7 protein-coding genes are annotated in these 11447 nt (G+C 71.4%); all 7 read right to left on the bottom strand.

The window, feature by feature from the left end; all coding sequences use genetic code 11:
- Nucleotides 1-4775, bottom strand: a 4775-nt coding sequence (locus tag ACWD68_RS40785) for an amino acid adenylation domain-containing protein (RefSeq protein WP_451811532.1), incomplete at its 3' end; no start/stop codon positions are given.
- Between the two features lie 85 nt (nucleotides 4776-4860).
- On the bottom strand, nucleotides 4861-5076 hold the full coding sequence (locus tag ACWD68_RS40780) for an MbtH family protein (RefSeq protein ID WP_356759497.1): 216 nt from the start codon (nucleotides 5074-5076) through the stop codon (nucleotides 4861-4863).
- Nucleotides 5077-5322: 246 nt separating this feature from the next.
- Nucleotides 5323-7812, bottom strand: coding sequence for an ABC transporter permease (locus ACWD68_RS40775; protein ID WP_451811531.1), 2490 nt, complete (start codon nucleotides 7810-7812; stop codon nucleotides 5323-5325).
- Entirely contained in the window at nucleotides 7812-8582 is a 771-nt protein-coding gene (locus ACWD68_RS40770) for an ABC transporter ATP-binding protein (RefSeq protein WP_451811530.1), read from the bottom strand. The genes ACWD68_RS40775 and ACWD68_RS40770 overlap by 1 nt, the downstream gene beginning before the upstream one ends.
- A gap of 15 nt (nucleotides 8583-8597) precedes the next feature.
- Nucleotides 8598-9911 carry an MFS transporter gene (locus ACWD68_RS40765; RefSeq protein WP_451811529.1) on the bottom strand — a complete coding sequence of 438 codons (1314 nt, stop codon included), beginning with the start codon at nucleotides 9909-9911 and terminating at the stop codon, nucleotides 8598-8600.
- Nucleotides 9908-10834: an ornithine carbamoyltransferase gene (locus tag ACWD68_RS40760; RefSeq protein WP_451811528.1), complete on the bottom strand. Its 927-nt coding sequence runs from the start codon at nucleotides 10832-10834 to the stop codon at nucleotides 9908-9910. The genes ACWD68_RS40765 and ACWD68_RS40760 overlap by 4 nt, the downstream gene beginning before the upstream one ends.
- 50 nt (nucleotides 10835-10884) lie before the next feature.
- Nucleotides 10885-11447 (bottom strand): phosphopantetheine-binding protein (locus ACWD68_RS40755; protein ID WP_451811527.1); only part of this gene is annotated, 563 nt, incomplete at its 5' end.

The following is an 11447-nucleotide window of genomic DNA, read 5'->3' as shown; positions in this document are numbered from 1 at the left end:
TCCACCGCCACCGCACCCGGCGACACCGCCGCACGCTCCGCGATCAACTCCGGCACCGACACCTCACCCACCGACACCACCGTGTCGTTCCAGGCGGAGAGCACCAACTCACGCTCACCGCCGGGCAGGATCGCCTGTTCGGCGTCGCCATCGGCGTTCGTGGCCATCTCTTCGAGGACGGTGCGGTACATCGAGGCCAGGCGGTCGACGCCGGTGCGGCCGATGATGTGGCGGTTGGCAGTGATCACGATGAAGCCGGCACGGGTGGAGACGCCGAGGGGGAACTCGGTGGGGCTGTCGTCGATGGTGGCGGCGTAGTCGATGACGTCCTGGTCGACCTGCCGGAAGTTCTGATAGCTGAAGCGGACGTCGACGAGGCGTTCCGCGGCGCCGAACTCGCGTTGCATGGCGCCGAGCGGATAGCGGCGGTGCGGCCAGACCTCGATCTCCTGGTCGAAGACCTGGCGGACGAGGTCGTGCCAAGTACGGGCGCCGCGCCGGAAGGCGAAAGGCAGGGGGTTGAGGTAGACGCCGTGGACGCGTTCGGCGCCGACGGCCTCGGGGCGGGCATTGGTGACAAGGCCGGTGCGGAAGGTCTCGTCGGGGGTGAGACGGCTCATCACCGTGAGGTGCGCGGCGTGCAGCACACTCTTGATCGGAACCTGGGCCTCGGAGGCGAGGGCGCGGAGCCCTGCTTCGAGGTCGTGGTAGGGGACCCAGGCCCGGTGCAGACCGCGCGGCGCGGTGAGCGGGTCGTCGCCCCATCCGGCCGGCGGTACGAACTTGGGGTGGCTCTCCACGATGCCGTGCCAGTAGGCGCGGTCCTCCTCGGAGTCGAGGGACTTGAGCTCGGCGGCCACGAAGTCGGCATAGCGCACGGCGGCCGGTTCCGGCTCCTGGAGCGGCTGTCCGTCGCGAAGGGCCCGGTAGGTGGTGACGAGTTCCATGAGGAGGGAGTGGTGGCTCCAGCCCTCCAGCACGGCGTGGCATTCGGTGAGGGTGAGCCACCAGCTGCCGTCGTCGCGGGTGTGCGCGGAGAAGCGGATCAGCGGGGCGCGGGTGAGGTCGAAGAGTTCGGCGCGTTCCTCTGTCATGAAGGCGCGCAGGGAGCGTTCGGCCGCTGCCGCGTCGAGGGACGTCAGATCCCGTGTGCGGACGGTGGTGTCGACCCGTGCAGGGTCGTGGACGAGCTGAAGCGGTACCGAGTAGCCGTCCAGGGCGAAGGAGGTGCGCAGGATCTCGTGGCGGCCGATGACGACCCGTACCGCCTGCTGGAGTGCCTCGGCGGAGAAGGTGTGCTCGTCGAGGATCCGGAAGCAGGTCGAGTTGTGGTAGTGATTGCGGCCGTCGTCGGCGAGCATCTCCACGACCATGCCGAGCTGCACCTGGGCGAGCGGATAGGCGTCCACGACGCCCTCGGGCAGGCGCTCGCGGTCCTCCTCGGCGAGCAGCGCGAAGGGGGTCACGCCGGGCTCTGGGCGGGCCGGGGCCGGGCGGCCGGTGAGGTATTCGACCAGGTCGGCCGGTGTTCGGTGCGCGAAGACGTCGCGGACCGTGACGTCGTAATCGGCGTCGCGCAGGGCCGCGGCCAGCGCCACGGCCCGCAGCGAGTCGCCGCCGAGGTCGAAGAAGCTGTCGGTGACACCGACGCGGTCGATGCCGAGGACCTCGCGCCAGAGGTCGGTCATCCGCTCTTCGGCGTCGGTGCGCGGGGCGACCTGGGTGCGCCCGACGGCGAGCGCGTCGCGGTCGGGGGCGGGCAGGGCGGCCTGGTCGAGTTTGCCGTTGACGGTGAGCGGGATCCTGCCGAGCGCGAGGAACGCGGTGGGGATCATGTAGGCGGGCAGGGTGCGGCCGAGCAGGGCCCGTAGTTCGCTGGGGGCGGCGACGGCCTCGCCGGCGGGGACGACGTAGGCGACGAGCCGCTTGTCGCCGGGGGTGTCCTCGCGGGCGACGACGACGGCGTCACGGACCAGCGGGTGGGCGGTCAACGCGGCCTTGATCTCGCCGAGTTCGATGCGATGGCCGCGGATCTTGACCTGGTGGTCGATGCGGCCCAGGTAGTCGAGGCCGCCGTCGGGGCGGCGGCGGGCGAGGTCGCCGCTGCGGTAGAGGCGGGTGCCGGGCGGGCCGTACGGGTCGGGTATGAACCGTTCCGCGGTGAGGCGGGGGCGGCCCAGGTACATGCGGGCGACCCCGGGTCCGCCGACGTGGATCTCGCCGGGGACGCCGATGGGCACCAACTCGCCATGCGGTCCGTGCAGTTGCACCTGGAGGTCGGGGAGCGGGACGCCGATGTCGTTGCCGTGGTCGGCGTCCAGGTCGGTGTCCGTGACCGGGTGGTAGGTGGTGTGCACGGTGGTCTCGGTGATGCCGTACATGTTGATGAGGGCCGTGCGGTCGAGGGCGCGGCGCGCGACCCAGGGGCGCAGGGCGGGCATGTCGAGGCGTTCGCCGCCGAACGTGACCACGCGCAGGGCGAGTTCGTCGATCAGCGGGTGGCCGTCCCCGGCCAGCGTCACCAGACCGCGGAAGCCGGAGGGGGTCTGGTTGAGGACGGTGACGCGCTCGTCGGCGAGCAGGCGCAGGAAGTCCTCGGGGGAACGCGCGGTGTCGGGCGGGACGACGACAAGACGTCCCCCGTACAGCAGGGCGCCCCACATCTCCCAGACGGACATGTCGAAGGCGTACGAGTGGAAGAGCGTCCAGACGTCGTGTTCGCCGAAGTCGTAGTGCTCCTCGGTGATGGTGAACAGGCGGAGCACGTTCGCGTGGGTGAGTCCGACGCCCTTGGGCCGGCCGGTGGAGCCCGAGGTGTAGATGGTGTAGATGAGGTCGTCGGGTCGGACGTCCACGGCCGGGGCGGTAGTGGGCGCCGCGGCGAGGGCGGCGCTCTCGCGCTCGCCGTCGAGGTTCACCAGCCGGCCGTCGTGGGCGGCGGCGAGGTGGGCGGCGTGCGTGTCGGAGGTGACGACGATGCGGGCGCCGGCGTCCTGGAGGGTGCTCGCGAGGCGCTCCGCGGGGTGCTCGGGGTCGAGCGGGAGGTAGGCGGCGCCGGATTTGAGGACGCCGATCAGGGTGGGCAGGAGGGCGGGTCCGCGGTCGAGGCTGACGCCGACCAACGCGCCCGGTCCCGCGCCGAGTTCACGCAGGTGGTGGGCGAGCCGGTTGGCGCGGGCGTCGAGTTCGGCATAGCTGAGCCGTTGTCCGCCGCAGACGACGGCGGTGGCGTCCGGGGTGGCGGCGGCCCGTTCCTCGAAGACCTGGTGGACGCATCGGTCCGGGTCCGGGAAGAGGCGCGGTTCGGGGGCGATGACGGCCAGGTCCGTGTCGTCGAGCAGGTCGAGCAGAGAGAGCGCGCGGTCCGGGTCGGCCGTGGCGGATTCCAGCAGGCGTACGTAGTGGCGGGCGAGCCGCTCGGCGGTGGCCCGGTCGTAGAGCGCGGTGCTGTACTCCAGCGTGCCGTGGACGGAGCCGTCGGCACGCTCGCCGAGCTGGAGGGTGAGGTCGAAGCGGGAGACGCGGGAGGGGGCGCGCAGCGGTTCGGCGGCCACGCCGGGGAGCCGGAATCCCTCGGTACGTTCCTGGTGCAGGGTGAAGGCGACCTGGCACAGCGGGGTGCGGGACATGTCGCGTTCGGGCTGGAGCTCGTCGACCAGCCGGGCGAAGGGGTACTCCTGGTGGTCGAAGGCGTCCAGGACCGTGTCGCGGGTGCCGTCGAGCAGGGTGCGGAACGACGGGTCGCCCTGCCAGCGGCCGCGCAGGACAAGGGTGTTGACGGCATAGCCGACGAGCTGCTCCAGCTCCGGGCGGCCGCGGCCGGAGGCGACGGTGCCCACGGGGATGTCGTCGCGTCCGGTGTAGCGGGACAGCAGGGCCTGGTATCCGGTGAGCAGGGTGGTGAAGAGGGTGGCGCCGTGCGCCGAGCCGAGGGCGCGGAGGCGTTCGGCGAGCGGGGCGGTCAGGGTGACGGGAACGGCGTCGCCCGCCCAGCTGCGGGTGGCGGGGCGGGGCCGGTCGGTGGGCACCTCCAGCGGGGCGATGCCCCGCAACTGCTCGCGCCAGTAGGTGACATGGGTGTCGAGCGTGCCGTCGGCGAGGCGGGAACGCTGCCAGGCCGCGTAGTCGGCGTACTGGAAGTCGACGGGGGTGAGCGGGTCGGGCCGGCCCGCGCCGAACGCCTCGTACAGGGCGGCGAGTTCGCCGAGGAGGAGCCCGACGGACCATTCGTCGCAGGCCACGTGGTGCAGGACGACCGCGAGGATGTGGTCGTCGTCCGCGACGCGGATCAGCCGGGCACGCAGTGGGTCGCCCCGCTCCAGGTCGAACGGGCGGCCGGGCTCGGCCTCGGCCAGGGCGAGCGCCCGCCGCTCCCGCTCCGGCCCGTCGGCGAGACCGGTCAGGTCGTCGACGGGGAGGTCGAACGGGCCCGGCGGGTCGATGAGCTGGACCGGCTCCGCGCCGTCGAGGCGGTAGCGGGTGCGGAGGATCTCGTGGCGGGACCGCAGGGCCTCGAAGCCGCGGCGCAGTGCGTCGGTGTCGAGCGGTCCCCGCAGCCGCAGCACGACCGGGACGCTGTACTCCCAGCTGTCCGGGTCGAGGCGGCTGAGGAACCACATCTGCTGCTGGCCGTGGGAGAGGGCCAGCGGGCCGTCCCGGTCGGCCCGCCGCAGTGCGGCGCGCCGCCCCCGGCGGGCGCCGGCGAGCCGGGCGCGCACCAGTTCCTCGCGCTGGTCCCCGGCTTCCTGGCCCGTACGAACTTCGCCCGTGCTCATGCTGAGCGCTCCTCCCCCACCGTGTGCTTCTCTGTTTCCGGCCGTGGTGCTGTGTGCGTGTGCGTGGCTGTGCGGAGTGCGCGGGTCAGGCGGACGCCTGCTCCATGCGGCGGCGCAGGCTTGCCGGGCGCAGATCCGTCCAGACCTCCTCGATACGGTCCAGGCACTCCTGCCGGGTCCCCTCGGTTCCTTCCGCGTGCCAGCCCGCGGGCAGGTCCCGGTCCGCGGCCCAGATGGAGTACTGCTCCTCGTCGTTGAGGACCACCCGGTACACGCGGTCGTCGGTCTGCTCGTCAGCCATGTCGGCTCTCCCTCTCGGATGTCTGTTCGGACAGCGGACCGGAAGGCGATTCCGGATCCGTCGTCAGCTTCCGGTGGGGGCCTATACCGCGCCTCTACGCGAACTGTCGTACGGGTGCGGGGGTTTGCAGGTGGCGCGCCGGGCACGACGAAGCGCGCGACCCGGTCCCCACGGGGGGAGGGACCAGGCCGCGCGCGGTCTTTCGGGACAGGAGCTCGCGCGCCGCGCGAGCACCACCGGCCGGGGCTACTCCCGGGCGCCCACGAGCTGGACGATCCGGGAGCGCAGTGCCGCCGTGACCGGCAGCACCGTACCGATGACGGCGAGGACCGTGGAGACGGCGGCGATGCCGACGACCACGAGCCAGGGCGCCACGATCGGGGTCGTACCGAAGAGCTGGAGCAGTGCCGCCCACAGGGCGGCGATGTTGAGGGCGGACGCGATCAGGGCGAGGACGACACCGATGGCGGCCACCAGCAGGGATTCGGCGACGAAGAACCGTACGACCTGCCGGGGCGTGGCTCCGGCCAGGCGCAGGACCGCCAGGTCGCGGCGGCGGTCGGCGGTCGCCATGAGGAGGGTGTTGAGGATCGCGATGAAGCAGAACAGCACGACGATCACGGCCGTTGAGCGCTGCCGCACCTCGATGAGATGGCGGGCGTAGGCGGCTTCCGAGGCGACCAGTTCGGCGCGGGTCAGGAAGTGGGCCCCGCTGCCCTGGACGGCTTTGGTGATCGCCGCGGTCGCGGCGGCCTTGTCCGTGCCGGGTTCCAGGTTGATGTAGGCGCGCCGGGCCAGTCCGTCCCGGGCGTACGCGGCCGAGGCGGCGAAGCGCTCCGGAAGGTAGGCGACGTCCTCGCCGCGCATGGCCTTGTAGACCGCCGCGACCTTCAGTGTCGCTTCGGAGCCGTCGCCGAGCAGGATCTTCCGCGAGGTGCCGGCGTCCCAGCCCCACAGGTCGGGGGCGGCGATGCTGTCGTCGTCGAGCTTGTCCAGGGAGCCCTGGGTGATGGTGAGGTCCATCGTCGACTTGAGCACGGATGTGTCCACGACCATGCCGTCGTTCTCGTCGTAGCGGTCCTCGTCGCGGGTGTAGACGGTGGTGAGGAGCGGTGCCGCGATCTGTACGCCGTCGATCTTCTTGACCCTGTCGACGACTTCGGGGCTGATGCCCGGGGTGCCGTCGGGGGCGAGAGCGTACGGGGAGGCGATCTGGTTGCGCAGTCCGTGGTCGCGGGCCGCGCCGAGTGAGTCGGTGGCGGCGAGCAGCGACAGGGCGAGCCCGACGGTGAGCAGGATGGGTGCCGCGGTGGCGGCGGTGCGGCGCCGTGAGCTGAGCACGCTCTCGCGCACGAGCATCGCGGTGGGTCCCGCCGTGTTGCGGAACGGCCACATCAGCAGCCGGGCCAGTGGGCCGATCGCCAGGGGGGCGATGACGGCGGCGGCCAGGACGGGGACGAGGAGTTCGGTGACGTAGGTGTTGGGCGAGAGGATGGTGGCCGGTTTGCCGACCGCGATCCATGCGGCGAGGCCGACGCCCACTCCGATACCGAGGGCGCCGATCAGCAGGCGCGACGGTGTCATCCCGGAGTCGTCGACGGCGGCCTCGCGCAGCGCCTCGACGGGTCGCACCCGTCCGGCGCGATACGCGGCGGTGGCGGCTCCGCAGAGCGCGACCAGCACGCCGACGAGGAACGCGCCGGCCAGCGGGGCGGTCACCGTCCAGTGCAGGGACGTCCGCACCTGGAACCAGGGCGGTGAGATGTCGAGGTCGATGAGCATGTCGGTGAGCAGCTGGGCCCCGTACAGGCCGAGGGCCGCGCCGAGCGCGGAGGCCAGGGTGCCGACGAGCAGGGCCTCGCCGCGGATCATGCGGCGGACCTGCTTGGGCGTGGCGCCGACGGTACGCAGGAGCGCGACCTCGCGGCGGCGCTGGATGACGGCGAAGGCGAACGTGGACGCGACGACGAACACGGAGGTGGTGCCCGCGACGGACGCCATCACCGGGACCAGCGTGATGGTGTTGTCGAGGGTCTCGCGGTCCTCCGCCTCGCTGGCGTCGGCCTTGTGCCTGTCGCTGCCGGTGAGGACTTCGGCGTCCTTGCCGACGGCCTCGCGCACCTGGGCGGACGGACCGAGCGCCACGAGCGCCTGGACGCGCGGGGAGATCCGGGCCGCCTCGGCGTCCCCGAAGAACACCGCGTTCTCCCAGCCGACGGGGGCGACCGTGCCGGACACCGTGTAGGGGGAGACGCCGGCGGCGGTCATGACCGTCACCTTGTCGCCGGTGTGCGCCTGGTCGGAGGGTACGACGATCTCGTGGTCGCCCGACGGCTGCGAGCCGCTCGTCAAGTGGTAGCCGCCGAAGCGGGCGACCGCCCAGGGGTGACCGACCTGGTTGCGCGGGCCGTCGTGGAGCTGCGCGTAGAAGGCCCGGTCGACGACGGTCTCACCGGTGGCCCGGACGCGGTCGAGCAGGTCGGGGGAGACGCCTTCGGCCTCGGGCAGCGAGCGGACACCGAGGTCGTGGTGGGCGGGGTTCCAGTCGGGGTCGGTGGGCAGCACGACGGCGGAGGCCTGGGCGAACCGCTCAGGCGGCCGGTCGGGCAGATCGAGCATGGTCATCAGCAGGATGCCCATCGCGGCGACCTGTGCCACGCCGAGCACGAGGGCCACGATGGTGCCGAGGAAGGACACCCAGCGCGCCCGGAGCGTCTGAAAGGCGATGCCGAGCACTACGACACCGCCAGATCGGTCATGCGGGCGGCGACCGCCTCGGCCGTCGGGTCCTTCAGCTCGCCGACCAGCGCGCCGTCGGCGAGAAACACCACGCGGTCCGCGTACGCGGCCACGTTCGGGTCGTGCGTGACCATCACGATCGTGGTCGGCTGGTCGGGCTCGGGGTCGTCGACCCCCCGCTCCCCGGTCACCGGGGTGCCCACCAGCTTCCGTAAGACTTCGAGCAGTTCACGTCCGGTCGTGATGTCGAGCGCGCCGGTCGGCTCGTCCGCGAAGAGCACGGCCGGACGCGTGACCAAGGCACGGGCCACCGCGACCCGTTGCTGCTGGCCGCCGGAGAGCTGGCTGGGCCGCTTGTGGGCCTGATCCTCCAGGCCGACCTGGGCCAGGGCCTTCAGCACCAGCTGGCGACCGGGTTTGCGGCCGGCCAGCCGCAGCGGCAGCCCGACGTTCTGCGCGGCCGTCAGCGAGGGCAGCAGGTTGAACGCCTGAAAGACGAAGCCGGTGGACTCCCGGCGGAATTCGGTCAGTCGGGTCTCGTTCAGGCCGCCGATGTCCGTACCGTCGATGAACACCCGCCCGGACGTGGGCCGGTCGAGCCCGGCGGCACACTGCAGCAGTGTGGACTTGCCCGAACCCGAAGGCCCCATGACGGCCGTGAAACTGCCGCGTGGGAAGGACAGGCCCACGTCGCGCAACGCGCCGACCGCGCCGCTGCCCGAACCATAGGTCTTGCTGAGCGACTCCAGCCGCACTGCGTCATTCATCGATTCTCCGTAGCGTCATGGTGGTGGGGGACCGGCCGTCAGCTCCCGCTGATGTCCGGACGCCTCGTCCTGGGCGCTCCGGTCTTCGAGCTCCGCCCCTCGGCGGGTGAACACGACGGTCGCCACCACGGCGAGCAGGGCCATCACTCCGGATGCGATGGCCAGTGTCCCGCGCGTGCCGACACCTTCGAGGAGAAAGCCGGTGCCGAGCGCGCCGACCGAACTCGCCCCGGAAACCAGGAGCATGACGACGCTGCCGACCCTCCCCTGCATGGCGTCGGGTGTGATGCGCACCTGATGGGACATGCCGCAGACGGTAACAGCCGCTCCTATATGCGACGTTATGAAGAAGAGAATCCCAAGTGTCACCGGATGAAGCAGAAATACCGTTCCGGGCATGATCAGAGCCCAGGCGACATGGGCGTAGATCATGACGCGCCGCATCGGCAGCCGCCTGGTCAGCCACCCTCCGCTGAAGGCCCCGAGGAGTCCGCCGATACTGCCGGCCGCCATGATCAGGCCGACCGTGCTCGCCGGTCTGTCCTGCTCCCTGACCAGCACGGCGACCGTGAGGATGAGTCCCTGGAAGACCAGGTTGCTCCCCGCGATGACGAGCAGTGCCGAGCGGAAGTAGGCGCGCTCCCACACCCAGCGCAGTCCGCTGGAGATCTCCTCACGCATCCCCCGGGCGCTCTTGCCGGCGCCGCCGGACTGCCGCTTCGGGATCCTCAGCCGGGTGAGCGTCAGCAGGGACAGCAGGTAGAGGCCTGTGCTGGACAGAAAAGGTACCCACGCCGACAGGCCGAAGAGCACACCGCTCGCCGGATGTCCGACGAAGTTCACGGCCCGGGACCGCGCCTCGTTCTGCGCCATCGCGGTCGACACCTGCTGCGGCGGTACGACACCGCGTACCGCCGCGCGTTCGGACAGCTGGTAGAAGACGGTGAGACTGCCCTGGACGAAGGCGACCAGGGCGATGTGCCAGACGCGCACGTCGTCCCCGACGAGCGACACCGCGACCGACCCGATGGCCAGCGCCCGGCCCGCCACACAGAACAGCATCACCCGCCGTCTGTCCCAGCGGTCCACCAGTACACCGGCCGGCAACTGCATGACCAGCATGGGCAGCAGGGCACTGAAGCCGACCAGTCCGGCCGCGCTCTTCGACCCGGTGTGCCACAGGACGAGCAGGGTGAAGGCCATGCTGGAGGAGCGCTCCGCCATGACCGAGAGCGCGGATCCGCCCCACAGCAGCCGGAAGCGTACGTTGCTGCGCAGCGGAGGCGGCTTCTCCTCGCCGCCGTCCCGCACCTGGAGTTCCGTGCTCATCGACTGCCCGCCCAGCACCACTCCAGCACAGCCATCGCGCTGTGCAGCTTGTGCGTGGCCTGGGTGAAGGCGATGCTCACCGGCCCGTCGAGCACCTCGGCGGTGACCTCCTCGCCGCGGTGGGCGGGCAGGTCGTGCAGGAACACGGCCTTCGGGCTGCCCTCCCACAGGTCACGGGTGACCTGGAACGGAGCGAAGACCTCCCGCCAGTCCTCGGTGGGCTTGCTGGTTCCGGTGGTCTGCCAGCGGGTGGTGTAGACGGCGTCGAGGTCGGCGGGCAGCGCGCTCATGTCGTGCCGCTCGGCGACCTTCGCACCACTTCGCTCCGCCTGCTCCGTGGCCCGGGCGAGCACGTCGGGCGCGACACCGTAGCCGGGCGGTGTGCGCAGCTCCAGTTCGGTGCCGGGAAAGCGGGTAAGGGCCAGCGCCAGGGCGGCGGCGCTGTTGTTGCCCTCGCCGACGTACAGCAGCCGTACGCCGTCCACTCGCCCGAAGTGCCTTTGCAGCGTGGTCAGATCGGTGAGCCCCTGCGTGGGGTGCTCCTCGGCACTCATGGCGTTGACCACCGACATGTCACCGGCCGACGCCCAGGTGCGCAGTTCCTCTGTGGCGTCGGCGGTCCTGGCCACCAGCAGGTCCAGCATCCCGGCGAACACCCGTCCGGTGTCCTCGCTGGTCTCGCCCGTATTGGTCTGCAGATCGGCCGGCCCGAACGTCACGGTCTGCGCGCCGAGCCGCAGCGCGCCGGCCGTGAACGCCGTGCGGGTGCGGGTCGACGTACGGCGGAAGTAGACGCCGACGACGGCGCCGTCCATGGTCCTCGCCCGCTCGCCGGAGGCGAACGCGACGCCTCGCGCCACGATCCCGCGCAGCTCGTCGTCGGTCAGGTCGGTGATGGAGATGAGGTGTCGCACGGATCCCATGACGATGGGGGTCCCTTCTCGTGGGCTGATGGCGGGGCGGGCGGGAGCGCTCAGGGCGCTTCGGTGAGGAGCGCGTCGATCTCGGCCCGCACCCGGTCCTCGATCTCCACGGCGAGCTGCGCCACGGTGGGCCGTTCGAAGGCGACCCGCACCGGCAGATCGAGGTCGTACTCGGCCTGGAGCCGTGAGATCAGCCGTACGGCGAGGATGGAGTGGCCGCCGAGCTCGAAGAAGTTGTCCTCGACGCCGACCTTGTCCAGTCCCAGGACCTGGCCCCAGATGCCCGCGACGCTCTCCTCGATCTCGCTGCGCGGCGCGATGTACGCGTCCGACGTGCCGGTCTCCGGATCGGGGAGAGCACGCCGGTCGAGCTTGCCGTTCGCGGTCAGCGGGATTTTCTCCAGCTCCACGAACAGGGACGGCACCATGTACTCGGGCAGCACACCCGCGACCGCCTCGCGCAGACCGTCCGTCTCACCCACCACATACGCGACCAGACGCTGATCCTCGGTCACGACCACCGCCGCGTCGGACACCACCGGATGAGCGGTCAACGCGGCCCGGATCTCACCGAGTTCGATCCGATAGCCGCGCACCTTCACCTGATCATCGA

The sequence above is a fragment of the Streptomyces sp. NPDC005141 genome (assembly GCF_053599975.1).
Note: the sequence above shows the minus strand (reverse complement) of the source record. Positions and strands in the feature narration are given on the sequence as shown.